The sequence below is a fragment of the Aeromonas sp. R1-1 genome (assembly GCF_040908495.1).
In the GTDB taxonomy this organism is placed as follows: Bacteria; Pseudomonadota; Gammaproteobacteria; order Enterobacterales; family Aeromonadaceae; genus Aeromonas; species Aeromonas veronii.
This window is the reverse complement of sequence record NZ_JBFODV010000187.1, coordinates 22,557-43,608: the sequence shown is the minus strand read 5'-3', so window position 1 is coordinate 43,608 and position 21,052 is coordinate 22,557. Positions and strand designations below refer to the sequence as shown.

18 protein-coding genes are annotated in these 21,052 nt (G+C 56.4%); 10 read left to right on the top strand and 8 right to left on the bottom strand.

Annotated features, from left to right (window positions below; all coding sequences use genetic code 11):
- Window positions 1–476 precede the first annotated feature (476 nt).
- On the top strand, window positions 477–1,673 hold the full coding sequence (locus tag AB5Y92_RS11630) for an NnrS family protein (RefSeq protein WP_219295632.1): 1,197 nt from the start codon (window positions 477–479) through the stop codon (window positions 1,671–1,673).
- Window positions 1,674–1,689: 16 nt separating this feature from the next.
- Here AB5Y92_RS11630 and AB5Y92_RS11625 read toward each other — a convergent pair whose 3' ends face one another.
- Complete coding sequence (locus tag AB5Y92_RS11625; RefSeq protein ID WP_043822550.1) at window positions 1,690–2,259, bottom strand: helix-turn-helix domain-containing protein; 570 nt, start codon at window positions 2,257–2,259, stop codon at window positions 1,690–1,692.
- A 119-nt stretch (window positions 2,260–2,378) separates the two neighbouring features.
- Between AB5Y92_RS11625 and AB5Y92_RS11620 the strand changes: the two genes are divergently transcribed.
- On the top strand, window positions 2,379–3,554 hold the full coding sequence (locus AB5Y92_RS11620) for a benzoate/H(+) symporter BenE family transporter (RefSeq protein WP_368226821.1): 1,176 nt from the start codon (window positions 2,379–2,381) through the stop codon (window positions 3,552–3,554).
- 122 nt (window positions 3,555–3,676) lie between these two features.
- The gene (locus tag AB5Y92_RS11615; RefSeq protein ID WP_368226820.1) at window positions 3,677–4,741 is read left to right on the top strand and encodes a DUF3103 family protein; all 1,065 of its coding nucleotides are present in this window, start codon (window positions 3,677–3,679) and stop codon (window positions 4,739–4,741) included.
- A 69-nt stretch (window positions 4,742–4,810) separates the two neighbouring features.
- Here the strand turns inward: AB5Y92_RS11615 and metF are convergent, their stop codons facing one another.
- Entirely contained in the window at window positions 4,811–5,701 is an 891-nt protein-coding gene (gene metF, locus AB5Y92_RS11610) for a methylenetetrahydrofolate reductase (RefSeq protein WP_005340191.1), read from the bottom strand.
- 329 nt (window positions 5,702–6,030) lie between these two features.
- On the opposite strand from metF, the gene AB5Y92_RS11605 reads away from it, so the two are divergent.
- The gene (locus AB5Y92_RS11605) at window positions 6,031–6,831 is read left to right on the top strand and encodes a GNAT family N-acetyltransferase (protein ID WP_368226819.1); all 801 of its coding nucleotides are present in this window, start codon (window positions 6,031–6,033) and stop codon (window positions 6,829–6,831) included.
- A 72-nt stretch (window positions 6,832–6,903) separates the two neighbouring features.
- On the opposite strand, the gene AB5Y92_RS11600 is transcribed toward AB5Y92_RS11605, so the two are convergent.
- From AB5Y92_RS11600 to ompW, 3 genes are all read right to left on the bottom strand, one after another.
- Entirely contained in the window at window positions 6,904–8,373 is a 1,470-nt protein-coding gene (locus AB5Y92_RS11600; protein WP_368226818.1) for an ABC transporter substrate-binding protein, read from the bottom strand.
- Window positions 8,374–8,381: 8 nt separating this feature from the next.
- Window positions 8,382–10,361, bottom strand: a complete 1,980-nt coding sequence (locus tag AB5Y92_RS11595) for a methyl-accepting chemotaxis protein (protein WP_368226817.1) — start codon at window positions 10,359–10,361, stop codon at window positions 8,382–8,384.
- Between the two features lie 222 nt (window positions 10,362–10,583).
- Complete coding sequence (gene ompW, locus AB5Y92_RS11590; protein WP_047440178.1) at window positions 10,584–11,198, bottom strand: outer membrane protein OmpW; 615 nt, start codon at window positions 11,196–11,198, stop codon at window positions 10,584–10,586.
- Window positions 11,199–11,528: 330 nt separating this feature from the next.
- Between ompW and AB5Y92_RS11585 the strand changes: the two genes are divergently transcribed.
- Complete coding sequence (locus tag AB5Y92_RS11585; RefSeq protein ID WP_019445201.1) at window positions 11,529–11,660, top strand: hypothetical protein; 132 nt, start codon at window positions 11,529–11,531, stop codon at window positions 11,658–11,660.
- Here AB5Y92_RS11585 and AB5Y92_RS11580 read toward each other — a convergent pair.
- Both AB5Y92_RS11580 and uvrA read right to left on the bottom strand, forming a co-directional pair.
- Window positions 11,657–13,330 (bottom strand): diguanylate cyclase, encoded by a 1,674-nt coding sequence (locus tag AB5Y92_RS11580; RefSeq protein ID WP_368226816.1) that lies wholly within the window; start codon window positions 13,328–13,330, stop codon window positions 11,657–11,659. The genes AB5Y92_RS11585 and AB5Y92_RS11580 overlap by 4 nt on opposite strands.
- Before the next feature lie 121 nt (window positions 13,331–13,451).
- Entirely contained in the window at window positions 13,452–16,280 is a 2,829-nt protein-coding gene (gene uvrA, locus AB5Y92_RS11575) for an excinuclease ABC subunit UvrA (RefSeq protein ID WP_368226815.1), read from the bottom strand.
- A 370-nt stretch (window positions 16,281–16,650) separates the two neighbouring features.
- Between uvrA and AB5Y92_RS11570 the strand changes: the two genes are divergently transcribed.
- The gene (locus tag AB5Y92_RS11570) at window positions 16,651–17,229 is read left to right on the top strand and encodes a single-stranded DNA-binding protein (RefSeq protein WP_204480312.1); all 579 of its coding nucleotides are present in this window, start codon (window positions 16,651–16,653) and stop codon (window positions 17,227–17,229) included.
- A gap of 149 nt (window positions 17,230–17,378) precedes the next feature.
- Window positions 17,379–18,122, top strand: a complete 744-nt coding sequence (locus AB5Y92_RS11565) for a substrate-binding periplasmic protein (RefSeq protein WP_368226823.1) — start codon at window positions 17,379–17,381, stop codon at window positions 18,120–18,122.
- Between the two features lie 72 nt (window positions 18,123–18,194).
- On the opposite strand, the gene AB5Y92_RS11560 is transcribed toward AB5Y92_RS11565, so the two are convergent.
- A complete protein-coding gene (locus AB5Y92_RS11560; protein WP_019445191.1) occupies window positions 18,195–18,320 on the bottom strand; it encodes a hypothetical protein in 126 nt (41 codons plus the stop codon).
- Between the two features lie 461 nt (window positions 18,321–18,781).
- Here AB5Y92_RS11560 and AB5Y92_RS11555 point away from each other — a divergent pair, with 461 nt between their 5' ends.
- From AB5Y92_RS11555 to cspA, 3 genes are all read left to right on the top strand, one after another.
- On the top strand, window positions 18,782–19,684 hold the full coding sequence (locus AB5Y92_RS11555; protein WP_368226814.1) for a cation diffusion facilitator family transporter: 903 nt from the start codon (window positions 18,782–18,784) through the stop codon (window positions 19,682–19,684).
- Window positions 19,685–19,830: 146 nt separating this feature from the next.
- Window positions 19,831–20,115 carry a DUF3811 domain-containing protein gene (yjbD, locus tag AB5Y92_RS11550; protein ID WP_005340165.1) on the top strand — a complete coding sequence of 95 codons (285 nt, stop codon included), beginning with the start codon at window positions 19,831–19,833 and terminating at the stop codon, window positions 20,113–20,115.
- Window positions 20,116–20,710: 595 nt separating this feature from the next.
- Window positions 20,711–20,923 carry an RNA chaperone/antiterminator CspA gene (gene cspA / locus AB5Y92_RS11545; RefSeq protein ID WP_005316548.1) on the top strand — a complete coding sequence of 71 codons (213 nt, stop codon included), beginning with the start codon at window positions 20,711–20,713 and terminating at the stop codon, window positions 20,921–20,923.
- The last annotated feature ends 129 nt before the right edge of the window (window positions 20,924–21,052 follow it).

The window sequence follows — 21,052 nt, the reverse complement described above, 5'->3', positions numbered from 1 at the left end:
AATGAATTGCTGAAATAAACTGTTCGACTTCTTATTGCTAAGAAATCGTCTTGGTCACTTCACCAGACATTGAAAATCAAAAATTGTTTTTGATGTTCGATGCTGTGAGTGCCCACACAGATTGCTTGATTCAAATTGTTAAAGAGCGTCACGCTTGTCGCGTTGAGGAGGCGCATATTACGCTTCTCACTTCGAAAGTCAAGCGATTGTTTTCGCTTTTCTTTCGGCGCCGGCTTCACCAGGAAGCTGGCTCATCAGTCCGGCGTGTTCCGCCGTGCTGGTAGGGGCGCATTATAGGGAGCCGCGCCTGGATGACAAGGGCTTTTTCAGCAAAAAAGTTAGTTCGCTCAGATATCAAGCAACCACCTCTTTTTTTGCTCAAAATGACATCAATCCTGGCTATTGCCGGATTTAAATTGAACATTTGAAAAGCCAATTTATAATTGCCATCTCAAATGTTTAATTGGAATACCCTCATGCATCAAATCCTCGATAGCCATAAGGAAGAGCAAATCGTCCCGCTGTTCCGCCTGGGGTTCCGACCCTTCTTCTTGTTCGGGGCTCTGTTTGCTGCCGTCGGCATGTTGCTCTGGTTGGGGCAGCTCAACGGTTGGCTAACCTTGCCCGGGATTGCCAACCCGACCTGGTGGCATGGTCATGAGATGCTGTTTGGTTTCGGGGCTGCCATCGTCGCGGGTTTTCTGCTCACCGCGGTGCAGAACTGGACGGCCCATCCCGGGGTTCGGAGCTGGCCATTGGCAATGGTGGTGGGGTTGTGGATGTTGCCAAGGACCTTGTTACCCTGGCTGGGTGAAGAGAATACGCTCCTGATGGTAGCAGACCTGCTCTGGCTGCCGCTGTGCGCCTGGTTCCTTGCCAAGCCTATCTTGATAACCCGGCAATGGCGCAACCTCTTCTTCGTGCCCCTGTTGCTGATACTGACCCTGCTCAATGGCGCCAGCTGGTTATGGCAGGCCGATTGGACCACCGTTGAGCACCTATTGATCACCACTGTGCTGTTGTTTACCACCCTGATCGCCGTGATGGGTGGAAGGGTGATTCCGTTCTTCACCGCCCGAGCAACCGGTCAGGAGAAAGCTGCACCTCTACTCTGGCTGGAACGGACTGCGCTCGCGACACAGTGGCTTATCTTGCTCTGCTGGCTGTTACTCCCCACCCAATGGGTCACCAGCATATATATAGTGCCTCTCTATATAGTGGCGGCGAGTTTGCATCTGTGGCGACAACTGCGTTGGCATCTGCCATCGACCCTTACGCATCCCCTGCTGTGGTCACTCCATCTCGCTTATCTGTTTATCCCTCTTGGCCTGTTCGCCCTTGCGGCACATAGCGCGGATCTGCCCATCACGTTGTCGATGGCCAGCCACCTGCTCAGCGCAGGCTGCATGGGGACCATGATCCTGGGCATGATTGCGCGAGTCTCCCTCGGCCATAGCGGTCGAGCCTTGCAGGTAGGACGCAGGATCACTGGCGCATTCGCCCTGGTTATCGCTGCCGCCACAATGCGGGTGGTAATTCCGCTGTTCTGGCCCACTTTTACCCTGCATGGCTGGAACCTCAGCGCGCTTGCCTGGATCGCTGCCTATGGTCTGTTTGTCTGGGTCTATACCCCGATACTGATCCGCCCCAGAGCAGATGGTCGTCCGGGTTGATGACTGCGTAACATGTTCAGGGTGTTGCCACCGGATAGTGGATCAAGTTGTGAAAAATAGCCGGGGCTATGCCGAGATTGCGATAACCGTGGGGACGGTCGGCAGCAAAACGCACCGCCTCCCCTTGCTCAAATGAGCGCCACTCCCCTTCCACCAGCACCTCCATCATGCCGCTGATGACGATGACATGCTCGGTCACTCCCGGCTCATGGGGCTCGGATTCACGCTGGTAACCCGGTAACAGGGTCAGCTCAAGCAACTCGAAACCAAACCGGTTTTCATAAGGGAAGAGCGGTGCCACTTGCATGCCCTCACCCGCAGGCTGCTGGCGAATAGCATCGGCGGTGCGATAGAGCACCTCTTCCGGCGTGGCGGGTGTGGGCTCGATGAAACTGGAAAATGAGACTCGAAAACCGGTGGCGATCTTCCACAGCGTCGCCACTGTCGGGCTGGACTCTCCCCGCTCAATCTGCCCCAGCATCGCCTTGCTGACACCCGTTTCGCGCGCGGCGGCATCCAGGCTCCAGCCGCGCTCGCTACGCAGCCCCTTCAGTCGAGCAGCCAGATGCTGACTCATCTCTTGCATAACTGCCTCTTTATTACTCTTGCACGATGCGCATTGTGCGCTATAGCGCACGGCGATATAGTCAAAGCTGTATTGTACGTAATAACGCACAGCGCGTCACAACGCCAAGAGGAAGAGTCATGCCCTTCGCCATCCCCCATCTGGTCGCAGGATTTATCGCCGTGATGGTCGGCTACACCAGCTCCGTCATCCTGATCATCCAGGCCGCCACAGCGGCGGGTGCAGATACAGCTCAAGTCGCCTCCTGGCTCTGGACGCTGGGGATCGGCATGGGGGTGAGCTGCATTGGCCTCTCTCTTTATTACCGCATACCCATACTAACCGCCTGGTCCACACCGGGCGCGGCACTGCTGATCACCACGCTGGGCAACTTCACTCTGGCGGAAGCGATCGGCGCCTTTGTGATCTCCTCCCTGCTGATCACTCTGTGTGGCATAAGCGGCTGGTTCGACCGTTTGATGAAACATATCCCGGCTCCACTGGCCGCCGCCATGCTGGCTGGCGTGCTGCTCAAATTCGGGCTGGATCTGTTCAAGGTCGCCCCGCAAGATCCCTTGTTGCTTGGCACCCTGCTGCTGGCCTTCCTGCTGGGTCGTCATCTCTGGCCCCGCTATACCATGGTGCTGGTACTGGGAGTGGGGATGTTGATCTGCAGCGTGCGGGGGGATTTGCAAATGGGCACCCTTCACTGGCAACTCGCCAGCCCGGTCTGGACATGGCCAGCCTTCTCCCTTGATGCTCTGTTTGGTATCGCGCTGCCGCTGTTCATTGTCACCATGACATCGCAAAACATGGCGGGAATTGCCATCTTGCGAGCCCATGACTATCAGCCTGCCACCTCCTCGCTGATCAGCTGGACCGGCCTGACCGGCCTGCTGCTCGCCCCTTTTGGCGGCTATGCCTTCAATCTGGCCGCCATCACTGCCGCCATCTGCATGGGAAAAGAGGTCGACCCGGATACCAAGCGCCGCTGGCCTGCTGCGGTTTGGGCGGGTTGCTTTTATCTCGTGACCGGCTGCTTCGGTGCGACCGTCGCAGCCCTGTTTAGCGCCTTTCCGGCAGCCCTTGTCACCTGCGTCGCTGGTTTGGCCCTGCTAGGTACCATCGGCAGCAGCCTGCACTCGGCCTTGCAAGAGGATGAAGCGCGAGAAGCTGCGTTGCTTACCTTCATCATTACCGCATCCGGGATCAGCCTGCTCGGCATCGCGGCAGCCTGCTGGGGTCTGTTGATTGGTCTGGCTATCTATCAGTTCCAATTATATCGACAAAGGAATCAATTGAACCTCAAACCGTGAACCTCTGCACACTATCCAGATAAAATGATTCACAAGTGAAACTAATTTCCTTCTAGTGGTGCCAGGGCACCAATCTTCCCGGACATGGTGCCCTGTCAGGTTCCATGCAACGGAGAATAAAAATGAAAAGTCAGGCTGTCTTGTTACTACTGGCCATACTGGGTGCTACGAGCGTCCAGGCTGCCGATACGGATCGAGAGCTGGCTCGCCAGCTCGCACTTCAGCAGAAAAACCTGCTGCCCCTGCTGAGCAATCAGCAATACCAGAGCCCACTTCCCAACCTGCTGCAGAAGGCCAGCCCACGCCTTAAACGGCAGGCGAGCGATGCCAACCAGGCGGCCATCAGCCGGCAAGGACTGGATGGCGAGGTCAAGCAACTGATGCAGTTGCGGCTGGCCAACACCGATCAGGCCGCTGCACTGCAACAGGGGGTCGAACCGCTGGTCGCCTATGTTCCTAGTGGGGATGAGAAGAGCTGGAGCGCCATTGAAGCGTTCGACAGCGCTGGCAATCCCGTCTATCTGGATGTGGACAAGGCACCGGCCCGACCGGTTCTGGTAGTCGAAGCCGATCCCGTCAAAGCCAAGAACGCAGGCTTGAAGGTGATGCGCAAGGCGCTGGCCGATGCGGATCTGCAAAGCGCTCCGCGAGTGGCGGCCAGCACGGCACCACTCAAGACCAGTATCCTGAAAAAGATCAGACTGAAGGATGATCAGGAGCCCTGGCTGCTCGGCGCGGCCGAAGTGTATGCGGTGGTCGCAGGGGTCAATCCCAGTCGGGATGAGCCAGTAGTCGATATTGTCGACATGCCCTACCTCGACTATGACAACACAGACTACACCCCCAACCAGATCCTGGTTTACTGGGATCGCTATCGCTGGGGTGCCGTCGATGTGGTGATGATGGAGCAGGATGACAACGTCAACTACAAGGAGCTGAGCGCCCTGCTGATTGAAGCTCTCAAACTCGGCTTTACTGCGGGTGGCGTGCCGGAAGCCCTGCCCTTCCTCGATCTCGGCGGTCGCATCGTCAAGGCGCTGCCCGACTCCTGGATGACCAACAACGACGACTATCTGGATACCTTCTACACACTGGAGCAGGATCAGGTCTATCGCCAGTATCCGGGGGCTGCCGGTAATGCGGTTATCGATCTTGAGCCAAAAGAGATCGCCCCGACCAGACCTTGATAATCAGCCATAACGAAAAAGCCAATGAGCAACTCATTGGCTTTTTGCTTTTATGGCAGTGACCACAGGTCAACCCTTGGGACGAACCCCCAGAGTATGGCAGATGGCATAAGTCAGCTCGGAGCGGTTCAGGGTATAGAAGTGGAAATCCTTCACCCCTTCCTGACTCAGCACGCGCACCTGATCGATGGCGATGCTCGCCCCCACCAGATTGCGAGTCATCTGATCGTTATCCAACCCCTCGAAACGCTGATGCATCCAGCGCGGGATCTTCACGTTGGTAAAACCGGCAAACTTGGCCAGGGTCTGATAGTTGGAGACCGGCAGGATCCCCGGCACGATTTCGGCATCAATACCAATGGCGGCGCAGCGATCCCGAAAGCGCAAATACGTTTCCACATCGAAGAAGAACTGGGTGATGGCACGGTTGGCACCGGCATCGATCTTGCGCTTGAGGTTGAGCAGGTCGGATTGCGCACTCTTGGCCTCCGGGTGACCTTCCGGATAGGCGGCAACCGAGATATCGAAGTCCGCCTCCGACTTGAGCAGAGCAACCAGATCGGTGGCATACATATCCGGCTTCTCCAACCCCTGTGGCAAATCACCGCGCAGAGCCACGATATGACGAATACCGCTGTTCCAGTAGTCGCGGGCGATAGTGCGCAGCTCGTCGCGACTGGCATCGATACAGGTCAGGTGCGGCGCCGCAATCAGGCCTGTCCGCTCCTTGATGTCCTTGATCACCTTGTGGGTGCGATCACGTGTGCCGGAGTTGGCGCCATAGGTGACGGAGACGAACTTGGGTTCCAGTACTTTCAGCCGTTCGATGGACTGCCAGAGGGTATTTTCCATCCCTTCACTATTGGGCGGAAAAAACTCGAAACTGACCGATATATCGCCATTCAAATCTGCCAAGCTCTGGTTGAGCGCCTCAACCTGACGTGCACTGTGAAATCCCATCTGCTCTTCTCCCTGTCCTGCAATCCATCTGCCTACGTCAAAACGGATGTTTGGACGTCTAAACGTCTTTATATTTATGAGTAAAACGACACAAAGTCAACAGAGATTTACCTCACATCCGATCTGACGAACTTCATATTTACAAAATTAACGGTACGTAACCGAAAAGTGCCCATCCCAAAATCGCCCCAGTCGAGTTATGATGGGGGCAGATCGTCCTGGACGTTCTGAATCTGCGTGTGATTGTTTGGCCGGAGGTTTCTCCGGCCCCTTTTCATCTATTTCCCACTCCTGCCGATAACAGAATGAGTCTTTGCAGGAGCACCATCATGGATACCCACCCCGGCTTTGCCACCGACTTGCTGTTCGATCGCTATCAGGGCGAGGTTGTTCAGCACGGTCAGTTCTGGGCGGTTCGCACGCAGGATGCTCCCGACTATTACTTCGGCAACTACCTGCTGCTCCCCGCCCCGCCCAGCGACCGCGACAAAGGCTGGCTGGAAGCCGCATTCGATCAGTTGATCGGCCAGGATCCTCGAGTGCGTCACCGCACCTTTCAATGGCCACTGGCAGCCGGACAAAACAGCCGGATCGCCGGTTTTGTCGCAACGGGTTACCAATATATGGAGTGCGTGGTGCTGGCGCTGGATGAACAGAGCTGCCCGCCCCCTCACAGCGACATGAACAAGGTTGAGGCACGCACCTTCACCACTGCTGATTGGCCTGAGTGGCTCGACTTCGAACTCCATGAACGGGATGAGGGACACTCGGAACAGAGCTATCTTCCCTATCTGCGATCCCGCCAGGAGCTCTATCAGGCCATGATTGCCGATGGTCTCGGGGACTGGTGGGGGATCTGGCGAGAGGGGCAACTGGTCGCCAGCTGTGGTCTCTTCTTTTGCGGCACACTTGGGCGCTTCCAGTTGGTACGCACGCACCATGCGTGGCGCAACCAGGGGTTATGCCGCCAGCTGCTGAGTCAAGTGGCTCGCGCAGGATTATCCCGTGCCAAACAGCTCATCATAGTGGCCGACGAGCACTACCATGCCCAGCGTATTTACCGCTCTCTGGGGTTTGCCCCGGTTGCCCGCATCGGCAGCCTCTGCCGCTGGCCCCACGAAGCACAATAAAGCAATACATGCTGGCCGCGAGCCATAAAAAACGGGAGGCTGATGCCTCCCGTTTTTATTGATGCCGATGACCTATTGCTGTGGCTGCTGTGGCGCTTCCAGCTCGTTGGAGAGCGCCTGCTCCACCTCATCCGACGGCGCCGGTAATGGAGCAGCGGCCGCTGATGCGGGTTCTGCGAGAGTCACAGCAGGTGACACCACGGCCGATGTTTCACTGGTCGCGGGAGCTGCGGACACCTCAGTCGTCGGCGCTGAAACTGGAGCAGGGGCAACCGCATCACACTGACAATCCGCGCTCTTGGCCTTGTTGCCCTGATGAGGGGCATACCAGCTCTTCAAGCCACTTTCCAGTCGATCCGCGGCAGCATTGGGCTCCATCTTGCCAAGCAGCACAGCCTGACTCACCTCGGCCAGTTCATCCCCCAACTTGGGCGTACCACGGGAGAGGATCTGGGTCGCCACCCGAATGGTCGAGTCACACTGATCGCGCCACTCCATCATCTCTTTGGCCGCCGGATTGGTGACATCGAAAAAGTGGTTGGAGAGGGAGAAGAATCCCGGCAGCGAGTTGGTATAGAGCTCGGCAAATTGCGGCGTCGTCAGCCACTGCAGGAAAGCCATTGCACCCTCTTTGTTCTTGCTGGCCGGATTCATCCCCATACCGATATCGGTGTGGTCGGTAAAGAAACAGCCATCACCCTGTTTGGCCACCGGCGGACGCATGACGCCAAAATCGACCTTGCCGGTGAAGGGGGCAATCTCCCAGGAGCCCGCCACGTAGAAGGCGGCCTTGCCCGACGTGAACAACTCGTTACTGGTCGCATAATCGCGGCTCTCGCCACCTTCACCGAGGTAGGAACGCCAGCGGGCCAGCTCGTCGAACACCTTCACATATTGCGGGTTGTCCAACCGCTCCTGCCCGCCGATCAGTGCCATACGACCATCTTCCCCTTTCCAGTAATTGGGGCCAATGTTCTGGAACCCCAGTTCGGAGGCAACCCAACTCTCGGAACCGCTCATGGCCAGCGGCACATAACGCCCGTCGGCCTTGATCTTGTCCAGCACGGCGAAGAACTGGTCGCGGGTTTGCGGCAAGGTGAGCCCCAACTCACTGAAGATCTTCTTGTTATAGAAGAAGCCATGAATCACCGAGGCCATCGGCACGCAGAAAGTCTGGGCACCGGAATCGGTCTGCCACGGTGACTGGGCAAAACTCGGGAAGTTCTCCATCCCCGCCATTTCGGTCAGCTCGGCCAGATGGCCCGCCTTGAACAGGGCGAGCGAGTCATCAAACGGACGACAGGTAATAAGATCCCCCGCCTTGCCCCCTTTCAGGCTCTCCCACAGAGTGGGCATGTAGTTGACGTTCTGCACCGGATGAAAACTCACCTTGATGCCGGGATGCGCCGCTTCAAACGCCGGGATGATTTTCTGCTCCCACAACGCCTTGTCATCGGTTCGCCAGCTTTCAATCACCAGCTCGCTGGCCATCAGCTGGCCACACAACAGGAGACTCAGGGCTCCAATCCACTTTTTAGACATAAGCCCTCCTAGACCTTGAAATGTGCGATCAATTGCTGCTGTTTGGCGACCAGGTCGGCCAGCACTTCGCTGCTGCTGGCGGATTCCCGCGCCTCCCGCTCTGTCTCGTATGCCACATCGGCAATACCGGCGATATGACGAGCGACCCCCTGACTGACGGAGATCTGCTCCTGCGCGGCATGGGCCACCTGATCCGCCATCGACTTGATGGCCCCCATCCGATCGGCAATGGATTGCAACGCCACATCCATCTCGCGGGTCTGCTCGACACAGCTCTGGGTCTGCTCCTGGCTACGCCCCATCACTTCAACCACATGCTTGCTGGAGCTTTGCAGGTTCTCAATCATCCCCTGGATCTCTTCGGTCGAAGTCTGGGTGCGATTGGCCAGTGCCCGCACCTCATCGGCCACCACCGCAAAACCGCGACCTGCATCGCCAGCACGGGCCGCTTCGATGGCGGCGTTCAAGGCCAGCAGGTTGGTCTGCTCGGCGATGCTGCGGATCACATCGAGAATGCTGCCGATGTTGTTGCTGAATTCGCCCAGCTTGTAGGTGATGCCGACCGCCTCCTCCATGGCGCTAGCCAGCTGCTCGGTGATCAGGCGAGTGGTGGCCACTTTCTGGCGACCACTACGAGCCTCTTCATCGGCCAGATCCACTTCGCGCTTGGTGCCATCGGTAGAGCGGGCCACCTCGGTGGCGCTCACTTCCAGCTCGGTAATGGCGGCGGCCACCTGATCGGTCTGGCTCTTCTGCTCCTGTACCCGGGACATGGCCCGTTCGCTGATCTCGGCGGCGCGGCTCGCCTCATCCACCAGATGACGGGAACCCGCATTGATTTGAGAGAGCAGCTCGCCGGTCTTGCCCGCCAGCGTATCGATAGAGCGGGAAAGGCTGCCAAATTCGCAACTGCTGCGGTAGTTGATGCGGCGGGTCATGTCACCGGCCGCCATGTAATCGAGCTCCTTGTTGATCATCTGCAACGGGCGCTGAATGCTGCGCGCCGTGGTATAGCCGATCACCAGTGCGGCAGCGGCCGACATCGCGGCAACCACCAGGATCCAGAAGCTGGCACTGCTGACCGCCGCATCGGCGTTGATCCGGCTATCGCTGGCGATGGCCCCGGCGGACTTGCCCATCTCATCGAGCAAATTGAGGCTGTTGACCAGACTGGCATCCAGCTGCTGATTTTGCGTGGCCAGCGACAGCGCCAGTTGTTGAGCCTGACGCATGGTTGCCAGCAAGCCCTGAGCGCCAAGTGCCAGCTCCTGCATCCGATCCAGATTGGAGACAAAGCGCGCTTTCACATCATCAGGCACCAGCACCCGCTCCAACCGCTTACGGGCCATCTCGATATCCTTGCTGAGTACCTTTTCCAGCTCGTTCAGGTCGGTTTTGGCATCGGCACGGCGGATATTCTTCAGATCGCGAGCGATACCCGAGGTAATGAGCTCCGCCTTGTTGCGCATGGAGCGCTTGCTGGCGGTTTGTTGCAGCAGCAGATCCGCCGCCCACTGGTAGGTATCCTCAAGGCGGATAAATTCCATCTCCAGCTTGTGGCGCTGCTCCAGCGCACTGACCCACTGCCGATGCTGGGCCAACACCTGATCCGCCAAGCCATAAAATTGGGTGGTAGCACTCTCGACCTGCTGGAAGCGGGTACGAGCATCCGCTACGTCGGTAAATTTACCCATCTCCTGACTCAGCTGAGCGAAGCGATTTTGCTGCTCCTTGAACTGATTGGCCAACTGCGGCAACTGGGCGGCATCTTCACTGGTGCGGTAGACCAGCACCCAGCGGTTACTATCCTGCAATGCCCCCTTGAGACCTGCGACAGCCACTACCAGCGGAGTTGCCCGGTCAGATACGGCAGAGAGGCCGTCATTTATACCCTTGATTTTAAAGGTACTGATCACACCAAGCAGGATCAGCAACAGCAGCATCAACACGAATCCGGCGATGATCCGCTGCACGATAGATAAGCCCATGGAGACATCCTCACTCATTGGGGGAAGGTAAAGTGAACATAGTCACTATCGGCAGGGGTGGCGAATAACTGAAATAAAGCGGCAGGTATTTAATTGATTTGTATCGGGTTGGATCACAGTACAGACAAAATCAGCCATACGAAAAAAGCCCGGCACAAGCCGGGCTGAAAGAGACGTACTTTGCTATCTTCCGCGGTCCGTTCAGAACCGCAGTCAGAATTATTAGAAGCGGTAGCCAACACCCACCATAAAGGCCATCGGGTCGATATGTGTTTTAAAAGTGCCAACACCATCGACTTTGACATCAGTGTCAATGTCCATAATCCAGGCAGAACCGTTCACAAACCAGCGGTCGGTCACAGCCATATCGATACCAACCTGGCCCGCCAATCCCCATGAGTCATCAAGACTGATATTGGCGCCATCCAGTTTGCCAACACCCTTCTCGTCAAAGAAGGTAGTGTAGTTGATACCGACACCAACATAAGGACGAACCTTGCTCTGGGCATCGCCAAAATAGTACTGGGCCATCAATGTTGGAGGCAGATGTTTAACCTTGGCAATCTCACCAAGATCGCGAGTACTCACTCTATGGGAGAATGGAGTTGCAGCCAACAACTCAACCCCCCAGTTGTCGGTGATCATATAACCGAGGGTCAGGCCAAGCTGTTGATTGCTATCAATCTGAAACTCACCAGTGTTAAGCACATCATCACTGCTCTCCTGAGGAGAAACGATAGCCAAACCACCACGAACCAGAATATCACCAGCCTGATGGGCCATGGCGAAAGGAGAGGTCACTGCAGCGGCAATCATCAGAGGAAGTAATTTTTTCATCACGTAATCCCTTTTTTTGTTTTCATTTGATGCTGTAAGCCCGCTGACTATATGCCCTTGTAAATGCAAAGTTATTGACTTGGAGCAAAGGTTGCACAGAAATAAATCGATTGGTGTGACATCTTTGCGCGCCATCCCAATCTCGTTGAGTCCCCAGATAACAAGCTGAAATGCCTGTTTCTGCAGGTTGTAACTACCCGCATTCAGAGACAAAAGGAGCAAACAAACCACATCTTATTGCGCGGCAGAGTGGCTATTAATTGTTGTTAACATGGGCAAATCAGCGTATTTTTTGCGCCACACAAGTTACTGGGAAGTAATGGTTTATTTATGAAAAATGAGTCGAAATGGCAAAAGGTGGGGGCCTTTCTCGCGGCCGTGTGGGGAATCGGATCCTTTCTCTTTATCCTGCTCGGTTTTATTGTCGCCCTGGCCTATCTGGTATTGGTACGGCAGGGTTAATCCGGATTGACAGAGTGCAGCAGGGTGATATGCCCCCCTTCGGCAAGCTGTTCCGGAGTCTGGCCCATGCCCTCCGCAGAGAGGGGACCAGCGTAGCCACACCACCGATTTCGCCCGCCGACTTTGGCCTGATACAGCGCCATGTCCGCCAGTTTGAAGCTATGACTCCAGAATGAATCCGGGTACTCCGGGTGCAACGGATAGCGGCAGAACCCCAGCGACACCGTCAACCAGAGTGGCGCATCCTCTCTGCCAAAGCGATGCTGAGCGACACGCTGGCGCAGATATTCGACCCGCAACGCCAACTCTTGCTCGTCATCCACTTGTAGCAGCAACAAGAACTCCTCCCCGCCCAACCGGATGATCGGCTCGCGCTCCCCTGTCACCACCTTGCGCAGCAGATCCGCCAACTGTTTCAGCACCAGATCCCCGATGTCATGGCCAAGGCGGTCATTGATCTGCTTGAAATGATCCAGATCCAGCAACAATAACAGACAAGGTTTGGCCCGGTTGGCCTGCAACCAACCATCGAGATAGCGACGATTGAAACAACGGGTCAAGGGGTCGGTGAATGCAGCCATCTCCATCTGGCTGGATTTTTCCAACAAATCATCGTGTTGCTGACTAACCTTGCTGGCCATCTCCTTGAACTTGCCGCTCAAGGTCACCATCTCGGCGCTGCTGTCGATATAGGGGATCAAGGTGGCATCTGGCCGATCGCCAAAGCGTTGCAGCGCCGACACCAGCTGCTGCAACGGGGTAAGCACAATGCTATTGAGCCGATACATGGCGATCATGACGCAGATAAAACTGATAAACAGCATGCCGATAAAGGTCCAGAGCGCCCCCTCCATGACGCCACTCAAGATCTTTCTCTCCTCCTCAATCACCAGAGTCAGCACCGGCTGGTTATCGCTGTTGAGCAGTCGCACCTCTCCCCTAAGCCGGGTGAGCCCAAGGTCGATCAGGCGATACGTTATTTGCGGTTTCAGTGGTTTGAAGGTAGCGGTGACATCCAGATTGGCGTGGGAAATCGCCAGAGGCAGCGCGGTACGCTCCGATACCTGCTCGAGATAGGCCTTGTCGAGCCAACGTACAACCAGCAAGAAACCGTTGAACGATGCCGACTCGTCACTGTTTCTGATCGGCTGCCACGAGTACATCAGCGGCCCCCACTGGGAAGCACGGATCCCGTGCAAATTGATGCCCCCTTGTGCCACCGAGCGTTCTCTCAACTGCTTTTTCAGTTCATCAAGGAAGTAGGGAAACTGATCCGGATTGATCCCCGGCGCATCGGGTAGCAGGGTGCGCGTCCAGATTTCGTAGCCAGTGAGATCCATGAAGCTCATCAGGTTGAGACTAAAATCCCGCATCGGCATATCGCTGAACAGGTTGGATTCGATGTACGCCCTGCTTTTGTTGTCCATAAAACGGTGACTGTCATCCCAGATGCCCCAATCCCGACTGAATGCATCCAGAGCTGCCACATCCGCCTGCACCGCTTTGGTCACGCGCAGCAGATGCTCCTTCATTCGCTGCTCTTCAATCCGGCTGGCGGCCGGGATCTGGGCCCATGCCAACAGAACCAGCAATAGCAGGATCGCCCCCAGCCAGATGGGGAACATGGAGTAAGCTAACTGATGATCAATCGTGCGCGGAGCCTGAGCCATAACCCGATATATCCATTACCATGATGCTGAGATGCCAAGCCTGCCCACACTTGACGAGCGTCCCCCTATGCTCCCGATTTTTATAACAAAAAGGGGCCAAAGGCCCCTCGATTATAACGGTTTATCGCTCCAGCAGGGGCCGTAAAAAGCGTGCTGTATGAGACTCTTTATTGGTGCAAATCTCCTCCGGGGTCCCCGTCACCAGAATGCGGCCACCACCGGCGCCGCCCTCCGGTCCCAAATCGACGATCCAGTCGGCAGTTTTAACCACATCCAGATTGTGCTCGATGATGACGATGGTGTTGCCGCGATCCCGCAGCTGGTGCAGCACCTTGAGCAACTGCTGGATATCGTGGAAGTGCAGCCCTGTGGTCGGCTCGTCCAGAATATAGAGGGTCTGACCGGTATCCCGCTTGGAGAGCTCCCGCGCCAGCTTGACCCGCTGCGCCTCGCCGCCCGACAAGGTAGTAGCAGACTGGCCGAGGCGGATATAGGAGAGGCCCACGTCCATCAGGGTCTGCAGCTTGCGCGCCACCGCCGGCACCGGGTCGAAGAACTCGCGGGCATCTTCCACTGTCATCTCGAGGATCTCGTGGATGTTCTTGCCCTTGTACTTCACCTCCAGGGTCTCGCGGTTATAGCGCTTGCCCTTGCAGACATCGCACGGCACGTAGACGTCCGGCAGGAAGTGCATCTCCACCTTGATGACCCCATCCCCCTGACAGGCCTCGCAGCGGCCCCCCTTCACGTTGAAGGAGAAGCGGCCCGGCTGGTAGCCGCGTGAACGCGCCTCCTGAGTGCCGGAGAGCAGCTCGCGGATCGGGGTAAACAGGCCGGTATAGGTGGCCGGGTTGGAGCGCGGGGTACGGCCGATGGGGCTCTGGTCGATATCCACCACCTTGTCCAGATGCTCCAGCCCCTCGACGCTGCGATAGGGTGCCGGGGTGGACTCGGTGGCCTTGTTGAGCTCGCGATGAGCGATGCGGAACAGGGTGTCGTTGATCAGGGTCGACTTGCCGGAGCCGGAAACACCTGTAACGCAGGTCATCACTCCGATGGGCAGATCCAGGTTGACGTTGCGCAGGTTGTTGCCGCTCGCCCCCTTGAGTTTCAACCACTTGCCGGTGAGCGGGGTGCGCTCGGCCGGAATGGCGATCTGCTTGCGACCGGAGAGGTAGTCACCGGTGAGTGACTCGGAATTATTGATGATCTCTTCCGGCGTGCCCTGGGCGACGATGGCACCGCCGTGCACCCCGGCCCCCGGGCCGATATCGAGTACATGGTCGGCGAGGCGGATGGCATCCTCGTCGTGCTCCACCACGATCACCGTGTTGCCAAGATCACGCAGGTGAGTGAGGGTCTTGAGCAACCGCTCGTTGTCACGCTGGTGCAGGCCGATGGAAGGCTCGTCCAGCACATACATCACCCCCACCAGACCTGCACCGATCTGGCTGGCCAGTCGAATGCGTTGCGCTTCGCCGCCTGAGAGGGTTTCGGCGCTGCGCGACAGGCTCAGGTAGTTGAGACCAACATTCACCAGGAAGCCGAGTCGCTCGACGATCTCTTTCAAGATCTTCTCGGCAATCTGGGCACGCTGGCCGGTAAGGTTCAGCCCCTCAAAGAAGGCGAGCGCATCACCGATGGACTGCTCGGCGATGGCCGGCAGGTTGCGGTTGTCAACGAATACGTGACGCGCCTCTTCCCGCAGTCGGCTGCCACCGCAGCTGGTACAGGATTTGTTGGCGATGTATTTGGAGAGCTCTTCACGCACCGAGTTGGACTCGGTTTCGCGGTAGCGCCGCTCCATGTTGTGCAGGATCCCCTCGAACGGGTGCTTGCGCACCACCACATCGCCGCGATCGTTCATGTAACGGAACTCGATCTCGGTACGACCCGAGCCGCGCAGGATCACCTCCTGGGTCTTGACCGGCAGATCCTCCCACGGCGTCTCCAGATCGAACTTGTAGTGTTCGGAGAGGGATTTCAGCATCTGGAAGTAGTAGAAGCTGCGCTTGTCCCAGCCACGAATGGCGCCGTTGGCCAGACTGATGGCCGGATCGCCGATCACCTTGGCCGGATCGAAATATTGCTGCACCCCGAGGCCGTCGCAGGTCGGGCAGGCACCGGCCGGGTTGTTGAAAGAGAAGATGCGCGGCTCCAGCTCCGACATAGAGTAGCCGCACTCCGGGCAGGCGAAGTTGGCGGAGAAGGTCATAGGGGCAACCCCCTCCTCCCCGTCCATCGGCACTACCAGTACGATGCCGCCGGAGAGGGTCAACGCCGTCTCGAACGACTCGGCCAAACGCAAGGCAAGGTCATCGCGCACTTTGAAGCGGTCCACCACCACCTCGATGGTGTGCTTCTTGTGCAACTCCAGAGTCGGAGGATCAGATAGATCGCACACCTCGCCGTCGATGCGGGCACGGATGTAGCCCTGAGCCGCCAGATTCTCCAGCAGCTTGGTGTGTTCCCCCTTGCGATCCCGCACCACCGGGGCCAGCAGCATCAGCTTGCTCCCCTCCGGCTGGGCCAGCACCTGATCCACCATCTGGCTGATGGTCTGGGCGGCGAGCGGAATGGCGTGGGTCGGACAGCGCGGCTCACCGACCCGGGCGAACAGCAGACGCAGGTAGTCGTAGATTTCGGTAATGGTGCCGACGGTCGAGCGCGGGTTATGGGAAGTGGACTTCTGCTCGATGGAAATGGCGGGCGAGAGCCCCTCGATATGGTCGACGTCCGGCTTCTCCATCAGGGAGAGGAACTGGCGGGCATAGGCGGAGAGGGACTCCACATAACGGCGCTGCCCCTCGGCATAGAGGGTATCGAACGCCAGAGAGGATTTGCCCGAACCGGAGAGGCCGGTGACCACGATCAGCTTGTCGCGGGGCAGGGTCAGATTGATGTTCTTGAGGTTGTGGGTGCGAGCACCCCGGACCACGATCTTTTCCATCTTGTTGCACGCTCGATACAGAAACCTGAGCGAGTCAGTATGGCATAGAGACTACTGGATGAATAGACAGGCATTATCTATCGCCGTTATCCTTTTTTACGATGGATAGCCCCTTCGTCACACCCTGACCAAGGCGGCGAGTTTGCCCTCAATCCACACCAGCAAGCGCTCGCCCGCAGAGTGATCAACTGTTACTATTGGGGGCTAAACCTGAATCAGAACAGGCGAAACGAGCACTCTGATTGCTGCAACGGTTATAGAAAAACCATGCTGTTCAATATGATAACGACATGGTCATGAAAAAAGCGCGGTAACTTATTTAGTGGGTCCAGGCCTTGCCTGACCGGAATATAAAGGTGGAAGAGAGATTATGGCCAGTCGAGGCATCAATAAAGTCATTCTGATCGGTAACCTCGGGCAAGACCCGGAAGTACGCTACATGCCGAGTGGCGGTGCTGTGACCAACATTACTCTGGCCACCTCTGAAACCTGGCGCGACAAGCAGACCGGTGAGCAGAAAGAGCGCACCGAGTGGCACCGTGTCGTCTTCATGGGCAAGCTGGCCGAAGTGGCTGGCGAGTACCTGAAGAAAGGCTCCCAGGTCTATGTGGAAGGCAAACTACAGACCCGCAAGTGGCAGGATCAGAGTGGCCAGGAGCGCTACACCACTGAAGTGCTGGTCGACAGCTTCACCGGCGTCATGCAGATGCTGGGTGGCCGTCCGCAAGGTGGTCAGGGCATGGGCCAGAACATGGGTGGCCAACAAGGTGGCTGGGGTCAACCGCAGCAAGCCATGCAGCAGCCGATGAATCAGCAGCGCCCGGCGCCGGCTCCGCAGCAGAACATGCAGCCGCAAGGCGGTTATGGCCGTCCTGCCCAGCAGCCGCAATCTGCGCCGCCGGTATATAACGAGCCACCGATGGATTTCGACGACGATATCCCGTTCTAAGAACAGAATATTGAAAAGGCCCTGATAACTCAGGGTCTTTTTTTATGCACTCAGGCTGAACCTCTCAGCCCGAAAGGGATATAACGCTTTTTGGTTGCCTCCCCTACAGTGATGGATATTCTCCACAGGAACGCTTTGTGAAAAGTGCAATGAAACTGCTCACCCCTTTATTGCTAATGCTGACCAGCATGCTCTCCGGCCAGTTGCAGGCAAAGCCACTCAAGGTCGGGGTCAGCTTTGCCATCCCCCCTTATGTCATCGAAGGCGAGAATCGCGGCATTGAGCTGGATCTGCTGAAAGAGGCGTTCGCTGGCAGCGGCTATGAGCCCTGCTTTGAATTTCTGCCACTGGAGCGTACCTTCCGCCTGTTCGAGTCAGGAAAGCTGGATGCCATCATCAACGTCAGACCCGGTATGGTTGATCCTCACGTTCTGACCCAGCCCGTTATCACCTTCCATAACCGGATCTTCACCCTGCGCAGCACCCACATCAGTACTCTGGACGACCTGCATTCAAAACGGGTCACCGCCTTTCAACGGGCAAGGATCATTCTGGGGGGCGCGTTCGCCACCATGGCCAACCAGAATCCCCACTATGAGGAGGTAGCCAAGCAGCAGGTGCAGGTACATCAGCTGATGCGCGGCAGGGTGGATGCAGTCGTACTGGAGGAGCGGGTGTTCTACTACTACCTCGACCAGCTGATCGCCACCGCCCAGGCAGGCGAGCACTACGAGCGCAATCAGGTCAGGCAAGCAGACCTCTTCCCGCCCACCGTCTATCACTTTGCCTTCCGAACGGCCGATGCCCGCAATCTGTTTGATAAGCGCCTTGAGGCGATGCGTCAGGATGGTCGTTATCACCAGATTTTCGCGGCTTACGGCGCCACGCCGTGAGCCACAAACATAAAAGCCAGCCGGTAAGGGCTGGCTTTGTACTGGCTCCGAAGGAACAGCAGTAGGGGAGCGTTACTTCATTGCGCTGCCGTTTTTCAGTTCTGCTTTCTGACGTTTGGCTTCGCGTTTCTCTTTCAGTGACATCTGCGGTTTTTTCTTGGCATCTTTGCCGTTGTGATGTTCTTTGTTACTCATCATCAAACTCCAAAAATGTTACCCAGACAGTTGGTTCCTCATGGGAGCCAGCATGCCATCCGAATCATCAACTTCAGTACGCTTGGTGGGATGGTGCAAGACCATCACCAGACCCAGCATACCCTCCAGCGGCATCCGGATCCAGCCTCATTCTCGTCCAAAAGATGTCGCGTGCAGCCCCTTGAGAGGGGAGGCCAAACGACCTCAACAGGAAAGACCAAAAAAGAGTAATTCGCATTATTAAATGTTGTCACGCTTATATTAAGTCATCGTTGGCTAGATATTTTCACGGAGAAATATAAATCCCTCTCATTATTTATTTCCGCGCAAGAGGTCACCATTTTAATAAGCATTCGCAATATCATCGGAAACATCAGGTTACAACACCGAATAGGTTATTTCCGGTCAGCCGGATATAATACGCGCCGCACCGAAATATCCGTTTTTATTCAGGAAGCTGTGACATGAACAGAAAAACCAGAGCCGCCATGGTGTCGGTCTGCTCCAATATCAGTCTGATCATCATGAAAATGGTGGCCGGGTTCGCCAGCGGCTCGGTCAGTATCATCTCGGAGGCGATCCACTCCGCCATGGATCTGGTGGCGGCCCTGATCGCCCTGTTCGCGGTGAAAAAGTCCGATCTCCCGCCTGATGAGCGCCACCCCTATGGTCACGACAAGATTGAAAATGTCTCCGGCGTCATCGAAGCACTGCTTATCTTGCTGGCCGCGGGCTGGATCATCTTCGAAGCCGTCGACAAGCTGCTCACCCCCAGCCCGATTGAAAGCATTGGCTGGGGCGTACTGGTGATGGTGATCTCGGCGCTGGTCAACAGCGGCGTCTCTGCCTACCTCTACAAGGTGGCCCGAGAGGAGGAGTCGGTCGCGCTGGCTGCCGATGCGCTTCATCTCAAGGCGGACGTGCTCACCTCCACCGGGGTCGCCGTCGGTCTTGGCGGGATCTGGCTGGCCGGTCTGTTCGGCCATTCACTCGCCATCCTCGACCCGATGGTCGCCATTGCGGTCGCCATCTTTATTGTCAGAGAGGCGATCAGCATGCTCAACGAGGCCTTCCAGCCGCTGATCGACCAGAGCATGAGCCCGGAAGAGCTGGCAATGACCAGCCGCATCATCACCGAATGCTGCCCTGCCGCCAGCGGTTTCCACGATCTGCGCAGCCGTCGTGCCGGACGCCGCCGCCATATCGACTTCCATCTCACCCTGCCCCCGGAGATGAGCATCGGCGAAGCCCACGATATCTGTGATCGCATCGAACACGCCATCATGGCGCAGTTGCCCCACGCCATCGTGCTGATCCACGTCGAGCCGGAGGAGCAAGAGCTGCCCTCACCGCTCGCCATAAATTGAAATGTGGCAAACAGGCGGGAAAGTGGCAGCGAAATAACAGAAAGTTGGCACAAACCCGCATTTTTACTGCCGGAAAGCCGATTGCATAAGAAGTGATCGGCACAACTGTGTTAGGGTGTCTAACCACCCTGCCGCAGGAGCGCGCCGTGAAAAAGCTGGAAATGAAAGATCTGACCGAGGCCGAAAAAGCCGAGATAGCCTTGTTATTGCAAAAGGCACAAGCCAATGCAGACCACCAGCTGACCAACGGAGAGCGGAACAAGATCCGCGAAGAGGGTCGCCTGAAAATTGTGGCCGACCGCGCCGAAGCGGCCAAGGCAGCCTCCAAGCTGGCTCGCGAGAAAGCCAAAGAGCGCGCCAAGAACCAGGTGCTGCCGGAAACCTTCAGCTGGATTGATTCGGTCAGCAACAAGTTTCGCAGCAAGCGCTGATCCCTTCTTGCAAAACGCCCGCTGGCACTTGGTGCCTGCGGGCGTTTGCATGTCTGGGCGATGCTCGATGAGCCAGATTTGGCGCTGCCATTGATTTGCAACTCAGAAGCTAATCGCAGCAGCAAAGAAGTGATTTACATTGTGAGTTAGAGAAAACGCCAACTGACAATCCCCGTCTCTCACCACCTTTTCATTTTTTCTCATATTTTTTGCCAGAACTGGCTACATAGTCAGGACAAAAAAGCCGAATCTGACTTGCCACAGGGTGATATGAGTCTGCACTGATTTTTCTATGCCGTTGAAATGCATCATGTTTACTATAAAAAATGATATTTTTGGCTGTTACAAAACATTAATATCGAGATAAAGTTTGCTTTAAAAATGAGAGCGTGTTTTAATCTTTCTCGATGGTTCGGCAGTTCAGACCTGATTATGTTAGGCAGTCATTTTAGTAAAGCAGTGATTAGCATAAGCGTTATCCTCGGATAATCCTTATCAAATAATTCTCCTTCTTTAGTGCTCCCCATACGTATTGCTGACGAAAAATCAAAAATTGCCATTTAGGTGGCATTCAACACTATTTAAGGAAATTATTATGTCTAACAAAATGACTGGTACCGTTAAGTTCTTCAACGCTGAGAAAGGTTTTGGTTTCATCTCCCCGGCTGACGGCAGCAAAGACGTGTTCGTACACTTCTCCGCTATCCAGTCCACCAGCTTCAAAACCCTGGACGAAGGTCAGCGCGTTGAGTTCACCATCGAGCAAGGCCAGAAAGGCCCGGCTGCTGCCAACGTAGTTGGTCTGTAATTCAAGCCGGAGCATGCTGCTGATGGCTCATGCCAACTGCTGACAGCTCTGCAAGAATTTAAAAAAACCCGCTTAGGCGGGTTTTTTGTTTTTCCCCGCTTTTTCCTCACAGATCTCCCCTCCCCCGAC